Origin of the sequence: Allostreptomyces psammosilenae, assembly GCF_013407765.1 — a bacterium.
Classification (GTDB): domain Bacteria; phylum Actinomycetota; class Actinomycetes; order Streptomycetales; family Streptomycetaceae; genus Allostreptomyces; species Allostreptomyces psammosilenae.
This window is the reverse complement of sequence record NZ_JACBZD010000001.1, coordinates 4,514,936-4,534,064: the sequence shown is the minus strand read 5'-3', so window position 1 is coordinate 4,534,064 and position 19,129 is coordinate 4,514,936. Positions and strand designations below refer to the sequence as shown.

At 75.1% G+C, this 19,129-nt stretch carries 16 protein-coding genes; 8 read left to right on the top strand and 8 right to left on the bottom strand.

Going from position 1 to position 19,129, the window contains the following annotated elements; all coding sequences use genetic code 11:
- Positions 1-178 precede the first annotated feature (178 nt).
- The 3 genes from FHU37_RS18705 to FHU37_RS18695 all read left to right on the top strand — a co-directional run bounded on the left by FHU37_RS18705 (position 179) and on the right by FHU37_RS18695 (position 3,954).
- On the top strand, positions 179-2,662 hold the full coding sequence (locus FHU37_RS18705; RefSeq protein ID WP_179815290.1) for a glycoside hydrolase family 2 protein: 2,484 nt from the start codon (positions 179-181) through the stop codon (positions 2,660-2,662).
- Positions 2,663-3,547, top strand: a complete 885-nt coding sequence (locus tag FHU37_RS18700) for a LacI family DNA-binding transcriptional regulator (RefSeq protein WP_179815289.1) — start codon at positions 2,663-2,665, stop codon at positions 3,545-3,547. It begins immediately after the preceding gene.
- Between the two features lie 101 nt (positions 3,548-3,648).
- Complete coding sequence (locus FHU37_RS18695; RefSeq protein WP_179815288.1) at positions 3,649-3,954, top strand: DUF5302 domain-containing protein; 306 nt, start codon at positions 3,649-3,651, stop codon at positions 3,952-3,954.
- A gap of 99 nt (positions 3,955-4,053) precedes the next feature.
- On the opposite strand, the gene FHU37_RS18690 is transcribed toward FHU37_RS18695, so the two are convergent.
- The 3 genes from FHU37_RS18690 to FHU37_RS18680 all read right to left on the bottom strand — a co-directional run bounded on the left by FHU37_RS18690 (position 4,054) and on the right by FHU37_RS18680 (position 6,282).
- Positions 4,054-4,842: a phosphatase PAP2 family protein gene (locus FHU37_RS18690; RefSeq protein ID WP_218904077.1), complete on the bottom strand. Its 789-nt coding sequence runs from the start codon at positions 4,840-4,842 to the stop codon at positions 4,054-4,056.
- 138 nt (positions 4,843-4,980) lie between these two features.
- Positions 4,981-5,658 carry a response regulator gene (locus FHU37_RS18685; RefSeq protein WP_179815287.1) on the bottom strand — a complete coding sequence of 226 codons (678 nt, stop codon included), beginning with the start codon at positions 5,656-5,658 and terminating at the stop codon, positions 4,981-4,983.
- A gap of 159 nt (positions 5,659-5,817) precedes the next feature.
- Positions 5,818-6,282, bottom strand: coding sequence for a DUF2000 domain-containing protein (locus tag FHU37_RS18680; protein WP_179815286.1), 465 nt, complete (start codon positions 6,280-6,282; stop codon positions 5,818-5,820).
- Between the two features lie 174 nt (positions 6,283-6,456).
- On the opposite strand from FHU37_RS18680, the gene FHU37_RS18675 reads away from it, so the two are divergent.
- Positions 6,457-6,951 (top strand): Lrp/AsnC family transcriptional regulator, encoded by a 495-nt coding sequence (locus FHU37_RS18675; RefSeq protein ID WP_179815285.1) that lies wholly within the window; start codon positions 6,457-6,459, stop codon positions 6,949-6,951.
- 18 nt (positions 6,952-6,969) lie between these two features.
- Here FHU37_RS18675 and FHU37_RS28430 read toward each other — a convergent pair whose 3' ends face one another.
- Genes FHU37_RS28430 through FHU37_RS18660 form a run of 3 tightly spaced genes read right to left on the bottom strand, consistent with a single transcriptional unit; the run spans position 6,970 to position 10,646 of the window.
- On the bottom strand, positions 6,970-8,736 hold the full coding sequence (locus FHU37_RS28430) for a sensor histidine kinase (RefSeq protein WP_179815284.1): 1,767 nt from the start codon (positions 8,734-8,736) through the stop codon (positions 6,970-6,972).
- Between the two features lie 39 nt (positions 8,737-8,775).
- Entirely contained in the window at positions 8,776-9,324 is a 549-nt protein-coding gene (locus tag FHU37_RS18665) for a YbaK/EbsC family protein (RefSeq protein WP_179815283.1), read from the bottom strand.
- A gap of 47 nt (positions 9,325-9,371) precedes the next feature.
- Complete coding sequence (locus tag FHU37_RS18660; RefSeq protein WP_179815282.1) at positions 9,372-10,646, bottom strand: MFS transporter; 1,275 nt, start codon at positions 10,644-10,646, stop codon at positions 9,372-9,374.
- Between the two features lie 150 nt (positions 10,647-10,796).
- Here FHU37_RS18660 and FHU37_RS18655 point away from each other — a divergent pair, with 150 nt between their 5' ends.
- The 4 genes from FHU37_RS18655 to FHU37_RS18640 all read left to right on the top strand — a co-directional run bounded on the left by FHU37_RS18655 (position 10,797) and on the right by FHU37_RS18640 (position 15,412).
- Positions 10,797-11,453 carry a TetR/AcrR family transcriptional regulator gene (locus FHU37_RS18655; protein ID WP_246449991.1) on the top strand — a complete coding sequence of 219 codons (657 nt, stop codon included), beginning with the start codon at positions 10,797-10,799 and terminating at the stop codon, positions 11,451-11,453.
- 107 nt (positions 11,454-11,560) lie between these two features.
- Complete coding sequence (locus FHU37_RS18650; RefSeq protein ID WP_179815281.1) at positions 11,561-12,232, top strand: (2Fe-2S)-binding protein; 672 nt, start codon at positions 11,561-11,563, stop codon at positions 12,230-12,232.
- Complete coding sequence (locus FHU37_RS18645; protein ID WP_179815280.1) at positions 12,219-13,208, top strand: FAD binding domain-containing protein; 990 nt, start codon at positions 12,219-12,221, stop codon at positions 13,206-13,208. The genes FHU37_RS18650 and FHU37_RS18645 overlap by 14 nt, the downstream gene beginning before the upstream one ends.
- On the top strand, positions 13,205-15,412 hold the full coding sequence (locus FHU37_RS18640) for a xanthine dehydrogenase family protein molybdopterin-binding subunit (RefSeq protein WP_179815279.1): 2,208 nt from the start codon (positions 13,205-13,207) through the stop codon (positions 15,410-15,412). The genes FHU37_RS18645 and FHU37_RS18640 overlap by 4 nt, the downstream gene beginning before the upstream one ends.
- Before the next feature lie 39 nt (positions 15,413-15,451).
- Here FHU37_RS18640 and FHU37_RS18635 read toward each other — a convergent pair whose 3' ends face one another.
- Both FHU37_RS18635 and FHU37_RS18630 read right to left on the bottom strand, forming a co-directional pair.
- A complete protein-coding gene (locus FHU37_RS18635; protein ID WP_179815278.1) occupies positions 15,452-17,377 on the bottom strand; it encodes a GAF domain-containing SpoIIE family protein phosphatase in 1,926 nt (641 codons plus the stop codon).
- Between the two features lie 479 nt (positions 17,378-17,856).
- Positions 17,857-19,098 (bottom strand): RNA-guided endonuclease InsQ/TnpB family protein, encoded by a 1,242-nt coding sequence (locus FHU37_RS18630; RefSeq protein WP_376773964.1) that lies wholly within the window; start codon positions 19,096-19,098, stop codon positions 17,857-17,859.
- Positions 19,099-19,129 lie beyond the last annotated feature (31 nt).

Below are 19,129 nucleotides of genomic sequence, written 5' to 3'. Positions count from 1 at the left end.
GTGATCTGCGTCCTTTGCCCGGAGACGGCCTGGAAGGCCGGTTGACTTACTTTGTTCGGCGGCGTAAGAATCCAGCACGATACGTGATCAGCGCAAGGGTTTCCGCCCTGCAAATCCCCTCCCCCCTCCGTCCAGCCGACCACGCGCGGTGCGGAGCCGACCTTGGAAGTGATCGAGGATGATCCGTCAGACCCTGCACGACGGCTGGCAGCTTTCGACGACGGCCGGCCCCGTCCCGGAACACATCGCCGGCCGCACCATCCCCGCCCAGGTGCCCGGCAGCGCCCACCTCGACCTGCTCGCCGCCGGCCTGATCCGCGACCCCTACCTCGACCGCGAGGAGGAGGAGCTGGTCTGGGCCCACCGCACCGACTGGGCCTACGCGCTGACCTTCGACGCCACCGCCCCCGCCGCCGACGAGCGCGTCGACCTGGCCTTCGACGGCCTCGACACCGTGGCGACGATCGAGCTCAACGGCCAGGTGCTGGGCAGCACCGCCAACATGCACCGCTCCTACCGCTTCGACGTGCGCGAGGCGCTGCGCGAGGGCGCCAACGACCTCGTCGTGCGCTTCCGCTCCGCCCTGGAGTACGCCGAGGAGGTGGAGCGGCAGCTCGGCCGGCGCGACCACGTCTACCCGCACCCGTTCAACATGGTCCGCAAGATGGCGTGCAGCTTCGGCTGGGACTGGGGACCGGACCTGCAGACCGCCGGCATCTGGAAGCCGGTGCGCCTGGAGCGCTGGCGCACCGCCCGCCTCGCCACGGTCCGCCCGCTGGTGACCGTCGGCGAGGACGGCACCGGCCGGGTCGAGGTGCACGTGGACATCGAACGGGCCGGCGTCGGGGCGGAGCCCGAGCTGGAGATCACCGCCACGGTCGACGGCCGCCGCGCCACGGTTGCCGTGCCGCCCGGAGCCACCACCGCGGTGGTCACCGTGTCCGTGCCCGAGGCCCGCCTGTGGTGGCCCGTCGGGTACGGCGAGCAGCCGCTGTACCAGCTCGACGTCACCCTGGCGACCGCCGGCGCCGGCGCGGACACCCTCGACGCCACCACCCGCCGCGTCGGCTTCCGCACCATCACCGTCGACACCACGCCGGACGAGATCGGCACCCCCTTCACCGTCGTCGTCAACGGCACCCCCGTCTTCGTCAAGGGCGCCAACTGGATCCCCGACGACCACTTCCTCACCCGGATCACCCGCGAGCGCCTGGAGCGGCGCGTCGACCAGGCCGTCGGCGCCAACATGAACATGCTGCGGATCTGGGGCGGCGGCATCTACGAGACCGAGGACTTCTACGACGTCTGCGACGAGCGCGGCATGCTGGTGTGGCAGGACTTCCTGTTCGCCTGCGCCTCCTACCCCGAGGAGGAGCCGCTGCGCGGCGAGGTCGAGGCCGAGGCCCGGGAGAACGTCGCCCGGCTGACCTCGCACGCCTCCCTGGCCCTGTGGAACGGCTGCAACGAGAACCTGTGGGGGTACGTCGACTGGGGCTGGCCCGAGCAGCTCGCCGGACGCACCTGGGGCCTGGGCTACTACACCGAGCTGCTCCCCGGCATCGTCGCCGAACTCGACCCCACCCGCTTCTACGCCGCCGGCAGCCCCTACAGCCCGGCCTTCGCCGTCGACGAGGTGCACCCCAACGACGCCGACCACGGCACCCGGCACGAGTGGGAGGTGTGGAACCGCCAGGACTACACGACCTACCGCGACTTCGTGCCGCGCTTCTGCTCCGAGTTCGGCTTCCAGGGCCCGCCCACCTGGGCCACCCTCACCTCCTGGGTGCACGACGCGCCGCTGACCCCCACCTCCCCCGGCTTCCTGCTGCACCAGAAGGCCGAGGACGGCAACGGCAAGCTGGACCGCGGACTCGCCCCCCACATCGGCGTCCCCACCGCCTTCGAGGACTGGCACTGGGCCACCCAGCTCAACCAGGCCCGCGCCGTCGCCTACGGCATCGAGCACTTCCGCTCCTGGTGGCCGCGGACCGCCGGGGCCATCGTCTGGCAGCTCAACGACTGCTGGCCGGTGACCTCCTGGGCCGCCGTGGACGGCGACGAGCGCCCCAAGCCGCTGTGGTACGGCCTGCGCCACGCCTACGCGCCGCGGCTGCTCACCGTGCAGCCCCGCGACGGCCGCGAGGTGCTGATCGCGGTGAACGACCACGACGAGGCGTGGACCGGCCCCGTCGTCGTCGAACGCCTCACCTTCGACGGGGTCCGGTGCGCCACGGCTACAATCACACTTGACGTGCCGCCCCGTTCCGTCGCGCGGTTCGACCTCGCCGACTCGTTGACCACCCCGGGCGACGCCAAGAAGGAGGTGCTCGTGGCGACGTCTCAGGACGCCCGCGCCACCCACCTGTTCGGCGAGGACATCGACCTGGCGTACGAGCCGCGGCCGCTGCGCGCGGAGGTCACCGCCGTGCCGGGCGGCTACCGGGTCGACGTCACCGCCACCTCCTTCGCCCGCGACGTGGCCCTGCTGGCCGACCGCGCGGCCCCGGACGCCGAGGTGGACGACATGCTGGTCACCCTGCTGCCCGGCGAGCGCCACTCCTTCACCGTCACCACCGCCGCCGGCCTCGACGCCACCGCGCTGACCGACCCGCTGGTGCTCCGCTGCGCCAACGACCTGTCCACACGGGTGGTGCGGCCCTAAGTGGACGACGCCACGGAACCCCACCGGACCGGCTCCGAAGCGATCGGTCTCGTGCTCGCCCGCCCTCCGCGGCTGCTCGGGGTCGAACCGTTCTTCATGGAGTTCATCGGCGGGATAGAGGAAGGCCTGGTGGAGCGCGGCATGTCCGTCCTCCTGCACGTCGTCGCGACGCAGGAGGCGGAGATGGCCACCTACCGCAGGTGGGCGGAGCGGCGGCTGGTCGACGCGGTCGTCGTGGTCAACCTGACCGTCGGCGACCGCCGCCCGCACCTGCTGCGCGAACTGGGCCTGCCCGCGGTGCTGGTGGGCACCTGGGAGGAGAACCCGGCGGCGCCGGCCGTCCGCTCGGACGACGCCGTCGCGGTGCGCGACGCCCTGGCGCAGCTGCTGCACCTCGGCCACCGGCGGATCGCCCGGGTCAGCGGGCCCGCAGCGCTGCTGCACACCTGCGCCAGGACCACCGCGCTGGTCGAGGGCTGCCGCGAGGCGGGAGTGGACGAGCCGGTGATCGTCGAGGGCGACTACTCCCACGAGGCGGGCGTGCGGCTGACCACCGAGCTGCTGCGGCTCAGCCCCCGCCCGACCGCGATCCTCTACGACAACGACGTGATGGCGGTCGCCGGGCTGAGCGCGGCCAGGCAGCTCGGCGTGCCGGTGCCGGAGGAGGTGTCCCTGGTGGCCTGGGACGACTCCACGCTCTGCCGGCTGGCGTCGCCGGCGCTGACCACCATGAGCGTCGACGTGCACCAGTACGGGCTGTCGGTCGCCGAGACCGCGCTGGAGCTGATCGACGGGGTCGAGGTGACCGACCGTTGGTCGCCGACCCCGCGGTTCGTGCCACGGGGCAGCACCGCCCCCTGCGGGGTGCACACGGCGGCGCGGTGACCGCTCGTCGGGCGGGCCGGGCGGAATTGGGGAGGCCGCCCGCCCCCCGGACGTGCGACGCTGTCACCTCGACCGCACCATCGCCCCTCCAGGAGGTCCCCATGGCCGTGGACACACCGACGCCCGAAGGCGCCGAGAACGACCAGACGCGTCTCGCCGAGGTCGCCGACGGCAGCCCGGCCACGGCGCCGGCCCCGGCGGACCGGACCGCACCGGCCCCCGAGGACGCCGCGGCCTCGCCGACGCCGGAGGACGACGTCAAGCGCAAGTTCCGCGAGGCGCTGGAACGCAAGCGCGGCCGCGGTGCCGCCGCCGGCGGCGGCACCGGCTCGGGCGCCTCGAAGATCCACGGGGCGCACGGCCCGGCGTCGACGCAGCGCTCCTTCCGGCGCAAGAGCGGCGGCTGAGCCGCCGGTGACGCCCGCCGGTTCGCCGCGCCGAACCGGTGACGCGGGTGGGGGCCACGCCCGGCGTGGCCCCCACCCGCGTCCGCCCCGCCCGGCTCCCTAGGAACGGGTGAGCAGCCAGGTCGGCGAGCCGGCCCGCAGCCGCGCCACCAGCCGGGTGGTCGGGCCGCGCAGCACCAGCACCACCAGCGGCGCGACCAGTGCCCCCAGCAGGAAGCCGACGATCGCGTCGTGCGGGTAGTGGGCGCCCACGAACACCCGCGAGTAGGCACCCAACAGGCCCAGCGGCAGCGCCAGCGCCCCGAGCCGGCGCCAGGCGAGGAACAGCGCCAGCACCGACGCGCCGGCGATGGCCGAGTGGTTGCTGGGGAACGACCAGTCGCCGGGCGGGGGGCACTCGGCGATCGGCACCACGTCGGGGAGCGTCCGGCAGGGCCGCTCCGCCGTGAGGTACAGCTTGGAGACCTCGCTGGTCAGGTAGGCCGCGACCACCGCGACCGGGGCCAGCAGCGCGCCGGCCATCGCCCGGGAGTCCCGGCCACGCGCCCGCCACCAGGCCAGCAGCATCAGCACGCCGAAGAGCAGCACCACGCCCTCGGTGAAGAGCTCCATGAAGCCCTGCACCGCGGAGGGCGTGGAGTCCGCGAAGTCGACGACGTCCAGGTACCACTCGGCCATGACGTCCGGGACGTCCTCGATGTTGCCCGGCTCGCCCCCGGGCCCGGGCGCGGGGGCCGCCCCGCCGCTCTCACCGGCGCTCCCGGCCTCGGCACCCCCGGTCCCGGCGCCTACCGGCTCGGCGGCCGAGGCCGTCGCGGCGGGAAGGAACGTTCCTCCCGTCAGGACCGCCGTGACGCCCGCCGATGTCCGCCGCCTCGTCATCCTCATCCACACACTCCTGGTTCCCGTGGCCCCACGGCACGGGGGCCACCCTCAGGAGGCTAGGAAGGGCGGTGCGGCGGGCGGATCGCACGATGGGCACCGATCGCCCTTACTTTCGTCAACGGATTCCGCCGGCGGGGCGCCTCAGGACGGCTCGTCCGGCACCAGCCCGGCCTTGTAGGCGACGATGGCGGCCTCCACCCGGTTGCGGACGCCGATCCGGCCGAGGATGGCGCTCACATACGCCTTCACGGTGCCCTCCACGACGTGCAGTTCGGCGGCGATCTCCCGGTTGGTGCGGCCCGCGCCGACCAGCGCGAGCACCCGCAGCTCCCGCTCGGTGAGCACCCCGGCCAGCTCGTCCCGGGTGGCGGCGCCGCCGGGACGCCGCCCGGACCGCGTGGCGGCGCCGTACTCGCTGACCACCCGGCGGGCGACGCGCGGGGACAGGTAGGCCGCGCCCTCCGCCACCGCGCGGACGCCGGCGATGAGTTCGCGCGGCGCGCCCGTCTTGAGCAGGAACCCGCTCGCGCCCTCCGCCAGCGCCCGGTCGATGTAGTCGTCCTCCGAGAAGGTGGTCAGCACGACCACGCCCGTGCCCGGGGCCGCCCGCCGGATCTCCGCCGCGGCCGCCAGCCCGTCCAGGCCCGGCATCCGGATGTCCAGCAGGATGATGTCCGGGCGGTGCCGGCGCGCCAGGTCCACGGCCTGGTGGCCGTCGGCCGCCTCGGCGACGACCTCGATCTCCGGGTCGGCGGCCAGGATCGCCCGCACCCCGGCGCGGATCAGCACCTCGTCGTCGGCCAGTACAACCCGGATCACCCCGTGCCACCCTTCCGCCACACCGTCGTCCGACGCCCCGGACGCCAGCCAGACCCTACCCACCCCGCCCCGGCGGGGCGGACCGCCGCCCGGCGGCGCGGCCCGGATCACGGGTCACAGGCCGGATCGCGGGCCGGGGCCGCGAGCGGCAGGCGTGGCTCAGCGCAGCAGCCCCAGCCCGCCGACCAGCCGGTCCACCGCCTTGCGCGGGCCCACCAGGCCGATCGCGCGGTAGGCCAGGTCCTCGCCCTTGGTGCCGGCGAGCTCGTCCAGGTAGGCGTCGTAGACGCGGGCGTTCTGGGCGAGCTGCGACATGCCGACGACCAGCAGTTCGTCGCCACGGGCCACGGCCCCCGCGTGGACGGCCCGCAGGGTGTCCGCGTCGGCCGCCAGCACCGGGCAGCCCATCCAGGGCAGGCCGCGGTGGCGCACCCCGCCGGCGTCCTCGCCGTCCGGGCCGATCAGTTCGGGGAGGTTCCTCCCCACCGCGGCGGACACGCACGCCGCCGCGTTCACCAGCAGCCCGGCGGGCAGCGCCCGGTCGACCACGATGACCCACTTGAGCGTGGTCTGCCGGGTCGACAGGTCGGTGCGGACGTCTGCGGACAGCGTCAGGTCGGACATCACAGGACTCCTCGGGGGCCACGGGTGAGCGGGAGGGGGTGGTGACGGCGCCGACACGTCACCAGCGGGTCGGCGGACGGCCGTGGCGTCCGCGTGCCCGTGGCTCGATACGCTAGGCAGGTGTCCGCCGCGGTTCACCCGTTGTCACACGTCGTACGGAAGGTCGCGGATTCGATGGAACTTGATTCGCTGGACCGTGCCCTGCTGCGGGAGTTGCAGAACGATGCACGGCAGACCAACCGCGACCTGGCCGCCAAGACCGGGGTCTCGCCGTCCACCTCGCTGGAGCGGGTGCGGCAGCTGCGCGAACGCGGCGTGATCACCGGCTACCACGCGGCCCTGGACCTGGAGGCGGCCGGCCGCCCCGTGCAGGCCCTCATCTCGGTGCGCATCCGGCCGCCGGCCCGCCCGGTCATCGCGGCCTTCCGCGAGTGGGCGACCCGGCTGCCCGAGGTGATCGGCCTGTTCGTGACCTCCGGGCCGCACGACTTCCTCATCCACATCGCCGTCCCGGACGTCAGCGGGGTGTACGCCTTCGTCATCGACCGCCTCACCGAGCGCCGCGAGGTCGCGGACGTGCAGACCACGATGGCCTACGAGCACGTGCAGTCCCGCCGCATCGAACCCGCCGGCGGCGACCGCCCCCGCCCCGCGCGCCGCGGGCGGTGACCGCGCCGACCGGGGCGGTCACGGCGGGGGGATGACGTCCTTGGCCACCAGGGCGCCCTGGCGGAAGCACAGCCGGTAGACGTCGAAGGGAGCGGGGAGGAAACCCGCGTCCGAGCGGTAGTACCGGCACCGCGCCCCCTCCGGGATCGGCGGCTGGCGCCCGTCCCGCCGCTCCGGCGCCTCCCAGGCCGGCAGCACCTCCTCCACCTCCCGCTGCGGCTGCCCCACCGCCAGCGCCTCGAACGCGGCCGGGGTGAGCCGCGAGTTGTAGGAGTCGTAGGCGTACAGCCCGGCCATCGCCGCGCCCAGCGCCAGCAGCAGCCCGCCCGGCACCAGGATCGCGGTGACCAGTCCGCGCCGCAGCCGCCGGCGGCCCTGCTCCAGCTGCGCGGCCGACTCGCTGCGCCGGGCCCAGGGCTCCGGGCCGTCGCCGGCGCCGTCCGGCGCGTCGGCCTCCGCGGCGACGGCGCCGGCCGTGCCGGCGGGCCCGAGCGGGATCCGGGCCTCGACGCGGAAGCCGCCGTCGGCCGGCCCGGCCCGCAGCGTCCCGCCCACCAGGCGCACCCGTTCCCGCAGTCCGGCCAGTCCTCGGTGACCGCGCGCCAGCTCGGGCGCCGGCGCGCCCGGCGCGGGGGCCGTGTTGGCGACGGTGACCAGCAGCTCCCCGGGCGTGCGGGTCAGCCGGACCGTCACCTCGGCGCCCGGCGCGTGCTTGGTGGCGTTGGTCAGCGACTCCTGGACCACCCGGTAGGCGGCCCGCCGGACGGCGGGTGGGAGGTCCCGCGCGTACCCCGGCTCCGCGCCGGGGCCGCCGCCGGCGGCGTCCGGGCCCGCGGCGTCCTTGGCCGCGGCATCCGTGGTCGTGGCGTCCGACGCCGTGCTCCCCGGCTCGACGCGCAGCCGCACCGCCACCCCGGACCGCCGGGCCCGCTCCACCAGCTCCTCGATCCCCTCCCCCACCGGTCCGGTCGGCGAGGGCGAGGGATCGGCGTCGTCGCGCAGCACGCCGATGATGTCCCGCAGGCGCTCAGCCGCGTCCGCCACGCCGGAGCGCAGTTCGGCGGCGGCGCGCCGGTGCCGCTCGTCGAGGTCCGGCGCCACCTCCAGCGCCCCGGCGCGCAGGGCCACCAGGCTGAGGTCGTGGCCGAGCGAGTCGTGCATGTCCTGCGCGATCCGGGCGCGCTCCCGCAGCCGGGCCTGCTCGCTGACGATGCGCTGCTCCCGCTCCAGCTGCTCCGCCCGCTCCCAGCCGGCCCACACCAGCTGCACCTGCTGGCGCCGGTAGCGGCCGATCAGCCAGGGGAAGACGCCGAGCAGCAGCAGACCGGTGGCCATCACCAGGTACCGGTACACCTCCGCCCCGGTGACCAGGCAGCTCAGCAGGGCGGCGGCGGCGAGGACGGCGAGCGCCACGGTGCCCTGCCGGCCGTCCGGCGTCCGCCGGCCGGCCAGGTAGCCGCTGGCGACCATCAGCAGCGCGAACCGCCAGTCGGCGGCGGCGGCGGCGCCGGCGGCGAGCAGGGAGACCAGCGGGTGGGTCCGGCCGAGCGCGACCACCGCGACGGTGACCAGACCGCCCACCACCCTGCCGGGCGCCGAGGAGACGAAGGCGTCGGTCGCGTCCGTCTCCACGACGCGGAGGAACAGCGGCGCGGCCACGACGGCGCACAGCGCCGCGTGCCCGGCGACGGTGCGGCCGTCGACCCGGCCGGCCGGCACGCGGAGCCGGGACCAGTGGCGGGCGAGGAGCGCCCGCGGCCCTGCTGCGGCGGTTCGGGTCCTCACCGGGCGACGATAACAGGGCGGCCGGGGCCGCTCGCGACCTCAGTCGAGGGGGAGGCCGAGCCCGTCCAGCACCTGCGCGCCGGGCAGTTCGGCGAGCAGCGGCCCGGGGACCCACAGCTTGGAGCCGCGGATCCCGGAGCCGACGACCGCCCGCGGCAGCGCGGCCACGGCGGAGTCCACCAGGATCGGCCAGCCCTCCGGCAGGCCGATCGGCGTGATGCCGCCGTACTCCATGCCGGTGGCGTCCAGGACCTCGGCCATCGGCGCGAAGCTCACCTTGCGGGCGCCGAGGTGGCGGCGGATCAGCCCGTTGACGTCGCCCCGGGTCGTCGCGGTCACCACGAAGGCGGCGTGGCTCACCTCGCCGCCCCGCCTGGCGGCGACGACCACGCAGTTCGCCGATTCCGCCAGGCTGACGCCGTGGCGCTCGCAGAACACCGCGGTGTCCGCGAGCTCCGGGTCGATCGCCGCCACCTCGACCTCGGTGACCGGGACGCTGCCGGTCCACCCGGCGAGGGCGGCGGCCACCGGGCGGGCCAGCAGGTCGGGCCGGGCGGTGGCGGGGTGGGTGGTGAGCGTGGTCGTCATGGCGCCATACAAGCGCAAGCGGGGGGAGCCGTGGTAGTTCCGGCGGGTCAGCCGAGGGCGAGCAGGGCGAGGACGGCCGGGCCGACGGCCATCCCCAGCTGGTAGCAGAGGTTGAACAGGCCGATCGCGATGGGGCGGAGCGGGGCGGGCGCCGCGCCGGTGGCGAGCACCCCGAGGACGGCCTGACCGGCGGAAGCGGCGAGGATGGCCAGGGTGGCCACGGCGAGCAGCAGCGGCGCCCAGGGGGTGAGCGCCGCGGTGACCGGCGCCAGGGCGCCGAGGCCGAGGAGCACGGCGAGCACGGCGCGGCGGCCCATCCGGTCGGCGACCGAGGCGAGCACCCAGGACAGCGCGGAGCCGACGAGCAGGGCGGCCATCTGTCCGACGCCGATCCGGCCGTCCGTCCACCCGGTGTCCCGGCGCAGCAGGTCGGGCACGGCGTAGAGCAGCGCGAAGTAGGAGGTGGCCAGGGCGAAGGCGACCGCGCTGGCGAGCAGGAAGGCGGGGGTGCGCAGCAGCGCGACGGGGACGAAGCCGTCCGGGCGGGCGCGCAGGCGCAGGGCGAGCAGCCCGGCGGCGAGGACGGCGCCGGTCCCGGCGGCCGCGGGGAAGCGGGTGGCGAAGACCAGCGAGGTGACCAGGGCGGTCAGCAGCAGCGCGCCGAGGGCGTCGAAGCGGTCCGCCGCCCGGGCGGCGGGGTCGGCCGGCGCGGGGTCGGGCAGCCGCCGGGCGACGGGGGCCACGGCGAGCAGGGCGACGGCGGACAGGGTGAGCGTCAGGTGCCAGGACGTGGCGTCGGCGATCAGCGATCCGGCCAGTGGTCCGACGGCCCCGCACATGCCGAAGCCCGCGGTGATGACGCCCATCCGGCGGACCGAGCCGGCCAGGTTCATCGCGGTGGCGATCAGTCCCGCGCCGCCGAGGGCCTGGGCGGCGCGGCCGGCGGCCAGCAGGGGCAGCCAGGGGGCGAACGCCACCACGAGCGTTCCGGCCAGCACCAGGGCGGCGCCGGTGTACAGGGCCAGGTGCGGGCCGCGCCGCCGCAGCAGGCCCGCCATCAGGGGTGTGCCGACGGCGAGGGCGCAGCCGAAGGCGGTGGTCAGCCAGGTCGCGGCGGACACCGGGACGCCGAGGTCGGCGGCGATGTCCGCGAGGATCAGGACGGGGCCGTTGGCGCTGGTGGCCATGGGCGCGGCGAGCAGGGCCAGCCACAGGGCGGGGATCCTCCCGGGGGGCCGGCCGCCGGGTGGCCGTGGCGTTCCGGTGGCCGGGCGGGAGGCGGGGGCGGCTGCGTCGGCGGGCGGGGCGACTGCGTCGGGCATGGGTACCTCTTCCCGGACAGAAATACACTGCACGGTGCAGTTCACACAGGAAACTACACCGTGCAGTGTCATGTCAAAACCGGTCGGTGTACCGTCGGGGAAGTAACCTGCACCGAGTCACGCAGGCGCACGGTCGATGGGAGCACGCCGATGGCCACGTCGCAGGTCACGCCCAGCGGGGCCCGGGGAATGCCCGCCAAGCGCCGGGTCATCGCCGAGGCCGCCCGCGTGGTGTTCGGCCGGGAGGGCTACACCCGGGCCAGCGTGGACGCCATCGCCGCCGAGGCCGGCGTCTCCAAGCGCACCATCTACAACCACTACGCCGACAAGGAGCGGCTGTTCCTCTCGGTCGTCCTGGACGGCGCCCTGGAGGTCACCCGCACCATCACCGAGATGGCCGACCGCCACCTCACCGAGATCGCCGACCTGGAGGCCGACCTCGTCACCTTCGGCCTCGCCCGGGCGACCGCCGTGGTCTCCGCCCCCGACCACTTCGCCATCGTCCGGGCGATCCACGCCGAGGCCGGCCGCATCCCCCGCGAGGTGCTCCGGGAGTGGCAGGAGGCGGGCCCACTCGCCTGCCACCGGGTCATCGTCCGCCACCTGCGGCGCATCGCCGACCAGGGCCTGCTCGCCGTCGACGACCCCGACCTGGCCGCCACCCACTTCACGCTGCTCACCTTCTTCGGCGTGACCGACCGCTCCTTCTACGGGGCCATCCCGCTCCCCGAGTCGGAGGTCACCGAGATCGTCACCACCGGGGTGCGGGCCTTCCTGCGCCTGTACGGCCCACCCCGCACCGGCTGACCGCCGCCGCCGATCCCCCGGACGCCCGCCCCGAGGTGCCGACGCCGCCCGGGCCGCATATCTGTGGAAGCGGGGACGGATCGAGTCGAGCGGACGGTCGAGGCGGCATGGACGGTCAGTCAGCGGGAAGCGGCGAACCGGGCGCGGCGGCGCCCGGCGGCGGCGCGCACGCCACACCACGCGCCGCCCCCACCCTCCCGCCGGACGTCGACCTGACGCTGCGGGTCAACCGGATCCCGCACCGGCTCCGGATCCAGGCCCGGGTCACCCTGCTGGACGCGCTGCGCGACCGGCTCGGCCTCACCGGCACCAAGAAGGGCTGCGACCAGGGCGCCTGCGGCAGCTGCACGGTGCTGGTGGACGGCGAACGGGTGCTGGCCTGCCTGACCCTGGCCGCGCAGTGCGAGGACCGCGAGATCACCACCATCGAAGGGCTGGCCCGCGACGGAGTGCGCCACCCGGTGCAGGACGCCTTCATCCGGCACGACGGCTTCCAGTGCGGGTTCTGCACCCCGGGCCAGATCATGTCGGCGGTGGCGCTGCTCGCCGAGGGACGCACCGGCTCCGACGACGACATCCGCGAGTTCATGAGCGGCAACCTGTGCCGGTGCGGCGCCTACCCGAACATCGTCGCGGCCATCCGCGAGGTGGCCACCACCAGCGGCGGCGCCCGCGCCGGCGTGCCCGAGGCCGCCGCCGGGCCCGCCGGCGGCACCACCGCCCCGGCGGCCGGAACCGGACCGACCGCGGGAGGAGGGGACGGCGATGCACGCCTTTGAGTACCTGCGCCCCGCCGAGGTCGGCCAGGCCACCGCGACCGTCGCCGCCGACCCGGCCGCGTCCTTCCTCGCCGGCGGCACCACCCAGCTGGACCTGATGAAGGACGGCGTGCTGGCACCGGACCGGCTCGTCGACATCACCCGGCTGCCGCTGCGCGGCGTCGACCGCGACGGCGACACCCTGGTCGTCGGGGCGCTGACCTCCATGGAGGAACTCGCGGCCGAACCCGCGGTGGCCGAACTGCTGCCGGTGGTCCACGAGGCGCTGCTGCTCGGCGCCTCGGTGCAGTTGCGCAACATGGCCACCATCGGCGGCAACCTCCTCCAGCGCACCCGCTGCCGCTACTTCCGCGACCCCACCACCCCCTGCAACAAGCGCCACCGCGGCGCCGGCTGCGCCGCCCTCGACGGCGTCCACCGCGGCCACGCCGTGCTGGGCACCAGCGAGCACTGCATCGCCACCCACGCCTCCGACCTCGCCGTCGCCCTGGTCGCCCTGGACGCCGCGGTACGCGTCAGCGGCCCGGACGGCGGCGAGCGGCGCGTGCCGCTCACCGACCTGTACCGCACCCCCGGCGACACCCCCGACGTGGAGACCGTGCTGGAGCACGGCGAGCTGATCACCGCCGTCGAGGTGCCGCTGCTGCCGCCCGGCGCCCGCTCGCACTACCTGAAGATCCGCGACCGGGCCTCCTACGACTTCGCGCTCACCTCGGTCGCCGTGGCGCTGGTCGTCGAGGACGGGGTGGTGCGGCGGGCCCGGGTCGGGCTGGGCGGGCTGGCCACCGTCCCCTGGCGGGCCTGGGCCGCGGAGGACGTCCTGCTCGGGGCGCCGGCCCGCACCGACGTCTTCCACGCCGCCGGCCGGGCCGCCCTCGACGGCGCCGTGCCCCGCCGCGACAACGCCTTCAAGGTCGAACTGGGCCGGCGCGCGCTGGTGCGGGCGCTGCAGACCGTCTCGGGGGTGTACTGGTGACGACACTGCGGCACGTCCCCTCCGTCGGGGCCGGCGTGGACCGGGTCGACGGCCCCGCGAAGGTCACCGGCGCCGCCGCCTACCCCGGCGACGTCCACTACCCCGACCTGGCGCACGCCGCGCTGGTGCGCTCCACGATCGCCGCCGGACGGGTCCGCGCCATCACCACCGACGCCGCCGAGGCGGTCCCCGGCGTGCTGGCCGTCCTCACCCACGCCAACGCGCCGCGCGTGGAGCGCGCACCCGACACCGCGCTGGGCGCAGCCCCGCCGCCACCGCTGCGCGACGACCGGATCATCCACCACGGGCAGTACCTCGCCGTGGTCGTCGCCGAGACCGCCGAGGCCGCGAACGAGGCCGCCCGGCTGGTCCGGGTCGACTACGAGCCGGCGGAGGCCCTGCTCGACCCGCACGACCCCCGCGCGGAGACGCTCACCGACCCGGCGCGGCTGGACACCGCACGCGGCGACGCCGCCACCGCCCTGGCCTCGGCCGACGTGCTGGTCGAGGCCACCTACACCACCCCCGAGGAGACCAACAACCCGCTGGGGCCGTTCACCACCGTCGCCGCCTGGGACGGCACCGCGCTCACCGTGCACGACTCCACGCAGTGGCCGTACGCCGTGCGCGCGGCCCTCGCCCGGGCGTTCGACGTCCCCGAGAACGGCGTGCAGGTCCTCGCCCGGCACGTCGGCGGCGGCTTCGGGGCCGGACTGCGGGTGTGGCCGCACGTGGTGCTGGCGGCGCTGGCCGCCCGGGTGACCGGCCGGCCGGTGCGGCTGGAGCTGACCCGCCCGCAGATGTTCACCGGCGTCGGCCACCGCCCGAGCACCGTGCAGCGCGTCCGGATCGGCGCCACCCGCGACGGCGACCTGGTCGGCGTGGAACACGAGAGCACCTCGGTGACGGCGATCGAGGACGACACCATCGAGCCGGCCGCCGCCGGAACGTCCAACGCCTACGCCTGCCCCAACGTGGCCACCCGCGACCGCGCGGTGCGGCTGCACCTGCCCAGCCCCGGCCCGATGCGCGCCCCCGGCGAGGCCCAGGGCAACTTCGCCCTGGAGTGCGCGCTGGACGAACTCGCCCACGAGCTGCGCATGGACCCGCTCCAGCTGCGGCTGCGCAACCACGCCGACGTCCAGCAGACCTCCGGGCTGCCGTGGTCCAGCAACGCCCTGCGGGACGCCTACGAGCAGGGCGCCGCCCGCTTCGGCTGGCACCGGCGCACCCCCGACCCCGGCTCCATGCGGGACGGTCGCTGGCTGGTCGGCCTCGGCATGGCCGGCGTCACCTTCCCCTGGTACCAGCAGCCCTGCCGGGCCCGCGCCTCCATGGACCTGCGCGGCACCGCGCTGGTGCGCTCGGCGGTCACCGACATCGGCACCGGCACCGCCACGGTGATGACCCAGCTCGCCGCGGACCTGCTCGGCCTGCCGCTGGCCCGGGTCCGGTTCGACCTCGGCGACACCGACATGCCCATGGCACCGCAGGCCGGCGGCTCCGGCCTGACCGGGGCGCTCGGCAGCGCCGTGCACGCGGCCTGCCGGCAGCTCGTCGAAGCCTTCCTCGACCTGGTCTGGGACGACCCCGGCTCCCCGCTGCGCGGACTCGGGCCGGCGGACGTCACGGTGGCCGAGGGCCGCATCCACCGCACCGGGCAGCCGGCACTGGGCGAGTCCTACACCGACATCCTGGCCCGCCACGGGGTGCACGAGCTGACCGCCGACGGCGACAGCGCCCCGCCGCGGCCCGAGGACATCGGCATGGCGCCGGCCGGGGCGTTCGGGGCGCGGTTCGTGGAGGTACGGGTCGACCCCAGCCTCGGGCTGCTGCGGGTGTCCCGGGTGGTCACGGCCGTGGACGCCGGGCGCGTGCTGAACGCCAAGACCGCCACCAGCCAGATCGTCGGCGGCACGGTCGGCGGCATCGGCATGGCCCTGATGGAGCGCACGGAGCGCGATCCGGGAACCGGGCGGGTCGCGGACGCCACCCTCGGCGACTACCTGGTGCCGGTGCACGCCGACGTGCCGGAGATGGAGGTGCTCTTCGTGGGCGGACCGGATCCGGTGAACCCGGCCGGCACCAAGGGCGTCGGCGAGATCGGCCTGGTCGGCGTCGCCGCCGCGGTCGCCAACGCCGTCTTCCACGCCACCGGCCGACGCGTGCGCGACCTGCCGATCACCGTCGAGGACCTGCTGTGACGCGGACGGCGGCGGCGCAGGACGGCGGGGGCGCGGCGGTCAGCGGGTGACCCGGACGGCCAGGACGGTCAGGTCGTCGCGGGTGTCGCCGAGCTCGTCGGCCAGCTCCACGCACAACCGCGGCAGCGACAGCCCGTGCCGCCGCTCGGCGCCCACCAGCAGCCGCGCGATCCCCTCGTCGACCGGGCGGGTCCGGCTCTCCACCAGGGCGTCGGTGTAGCACAGCAGGGTGCTCCCGGGCGGCAGGGCCACCCGCCCGGTCGGCCGGCCGTCCACCCGCCGGCCGCCGGACAGCGCCGCCAGCCCCAGCAGCGGGGCGTGCCCCTCCCACAGCAGCCGGGCGCGCCCGTCGGGGGCGAGCAGCACCGGCGGCGGGTGCCCGGCGTTGCTCCAGGACAGCCGGTAGCCGCCGGCCGCGTCCGGCCCCGGTTCCGGGGCGAGCTGCGCGTACAGCACGGTGCTGTGGTCGGCGGCCCCCAGCCGGTCCACCGCCTCGTCCAGCCAGTCCAGCAGCAGGCCGGGGGTGTGCTCGGCGTGCACCGCGAGGGTGCGCAGGCTGGACCGCAGGTGCGCCATCCGGGTCGCCGCCTGGATGTCGTGGCCGGTGGCGTCGCCCACCGCCAGCGCCAGGGTGCCGCCGGGCAGCCGGAAGGCGTCGTACCAGTCGCCGCCCACCTCCGCCGCGCGCTCGGCCGGCCGGTAGACGGCGGCCAGCTCCAGGCCGTCGGGCCGCGGCAGTTCGGTGAGCATGCCGCGCTGCAGGGTGGCCGCGATGTTCGCCTGGGCGGCGAACAGCCGGGCGTTGTCGATGGCCAGCGACGCCCGCTCGGCCACCACCCGGGCCAGCGCGGCGTCCGCGTCGCCGAACCTCCGGGCGCGCTCGCGCAGCAGCACCAGCGCCCCGAAGGCCCCGCCCCGCCCGCCCACCCGCAGCGGCAGCAGCAGCGCCGTGCCGATCCCCAGCCAGTGGCACAGGCGCAACCAGGTGGCCTCCACCGGATCCCGGGCCCGCTCCAGCGGCGCGAAGTGCCGCACCAGCACGGCCCGGCCGGAGTCCAGCACCCGCCCGAGCGGCGCCAGCGACGGCTGCCGCGGCAGCCGCGCGGCCACCGGCAGGCCGATCAGGCGCGAGGGGTCCCGGTGCGCCGCGCCGGCCACCCGCACCATGCCGGGCTCCTCCACCAGCACGGTGAAGGCGCAGTCCGCCAGCCGGGGGACCACCGCCCCGGCGAGCCGACGGGCCGAGTCGTCCGGATCCCGGTTGTCCGCGAGGGCGGCGTCGACCGCGCCCAGCCAGGTCAGCTCGCTGTTGGCCCGGCGGGCCGCCTCCAGGGCGTCCTCCGCGCGGCCGCGTTCCCGCTCGGCGACCCGCCACGCGGCCCGGGAGGCGTCCCGGGCGTGCTCGGCGTCGTACCGGGACAGCCGCAACCGCAGCTCCGAGGAGCAGGCCGCGCCCAGGTCGGCCAGCGCGGCGACCTCCGCGCCCGTCCAACGGCGCGGCCGGTGGTCGACGGCGCACAGCGAGCCGATGGCCCGCCCGTCGTCGTCGGTCAGCGGCATGCCCGCGTAGCCGACCACCCGCATCTCCACCACCGCGAGGCTGTCCCGCAGCAGCGGGTGCTCCCGGGTGTCGGCGATGATCAGCGGCTGCCCGCTGGCGACCACGTGCTGGCAGAAGGAGTGGCTGAGCGGGGACTGCCGGGCGCTCCCCCACGGCTCGGGAAGGCCGTCGGCGCCCGGGAACAGCTGGCGTTCCCCGTCGACCAGGGCGACCAGCCCGACGTCCACCCCGAGGTGGGCGCGGACCATCCGGGCGAACCGGTCCATCGCCTCGTCCGGCCGCGCGGCCAGGCCGGTCCGCGCCAGCGCCTGCCGCCGGTCCGGCGCGCCGGCCCCCCGGCCGGCCGTCGGCGCCCGCGGGAACCCGGTCCCCACCGCGCCGTCGACGGCATCGGAGACGTCCACATCGACCACCAGCCCGGGTCGCGGAGCCTGTGCCTGCCCAACGGCACCAATGTAGTCAGCGGGACGCGTGGGAGCCATGGGTAACCGGCGAACGGCCCCACCACCCCCGCGTCCCGCCCCGCACCCCGGGACGCCGCCGGATCACCGCCGATTCTTCACCTGTTCGTCAGGAACCGGTGGGCGTACGGGGATGCACTATCCGGCGACATCCCCCACCCGTGGACCCGTCGACGGAGGCTGAACCGGAAGTGCCACTCCCACCCGCGTCCCCCGCCCCGCGCCCGGCCCGCACGGCCCCCGCGCGCCGCGCCGTCCCCCGCAGGGCCGTCCCGGGCACCGCCGGCACGGCGCTGCTCACCGCCCTGACCGCCACCCTCGCCGCCCTGCTCGGCCCGGCCGCCGGCGCCACCGCCGCGCCGGTACCGGCCACGGCCAGCACGCCGACCTCCCGGATCCCCAGCACCCCCGGTGAACGGCGACTACTTCGACTTGACCTCCTCCGCCCGAACAGGGCGGATTCCTTCCCTCGCGGGTTGGACTTTCTGCTTCACTGACCGCGGCCTCTCAGGAGTACTCCGGTGAGGTCTTACACTGCCTCCACAGACGGTCACCGCCAGCCCGGCGGCGAGAATATTCCGTGCCGCGTTCACATCGCGGTCATGCACCTGGCCGCAACCACAGGTCCACTCACGGACGTTCAGCGGCAGGTGCGCTCGAATGCTGCCGCACGCCGAGCACAGTCTCGAAGAGGGGAACCAGCGATCGACGACCACGAGTTCCCTCCCATACCAGGCGGCTTTGTACTGCAGCATGAAACGCATGTGCGCCCAAGCCGCATCTGAGATCGCTCGGGCCAGCCTACCGCCCATCATGTTGCTGACGACCAAGTCCTCGATCACGATCGTTTGGTTCTCACGAACGAGCCGAGTGGTGAGTTTGTGCAGATAGTCACGGCGGCGGTCGGCTATTCGAGCATAAATGCGCGCGACCTTGCGTCGCGCCTTCTCCCGATTCGCCCCACGGCCAGGAGCCTTGCGGCACAGCTCGCGCTGAGCTTTGGCCAGGCGAGCCCGGTCACGGTGTTCCTGCCGCGGGTTGGCAACCTTCTCACCGGTGGACAGAGTCACCAAAGAACTGAGACCTGCATCGATCCCGACCGCCGCGTCCGTGACGGGAAGCGGTCGAACGCCGGCATCCTCGCACAGCATCGACACAAACCATCGTCCCGCGCCGTCACGCGACACCGTCACAGTGGAGGGCACCACCCCCTCCGGCAGAGGGCGGGACCACACCACACTCAGCGGGTCAGCCATTTTCGCAAGGGTTAGCTTTCCACCCCGAAAAGTAAATCCCGAACGAGTGTATTCCGCCGCCTTTCGACTTCTTTTCTTTGATTTGAAGCGCGGATACTCGGCTCTCCCCCCGAAGAAGTTCGAGAATGCGGCCTGCAGGTGCCTCAGCGCCTGCTGGAGAGGCACGGAGGAAACCTCCGAAAGGAAGGCCAACTCCTCGGCTTTCTTCCACTGGCTCAGCATCGCCGAGGTGTCGTTATAGCTGACGCGCTCCTGACGCTGCAACCATGCCCTGGTGCGGACCTCCAGTGCCAGGTTGTACACCTTCCGCACGCATCCGAATGTACGTTCCAGCTCGGCCGCCTGCACGTCTGTGGGATGAAAGCGATACCGGTAGGTCCGCCTCACAGGCACAGCATCCACGCTCACCACACTAATGACACATACAGTAATCAGTCAA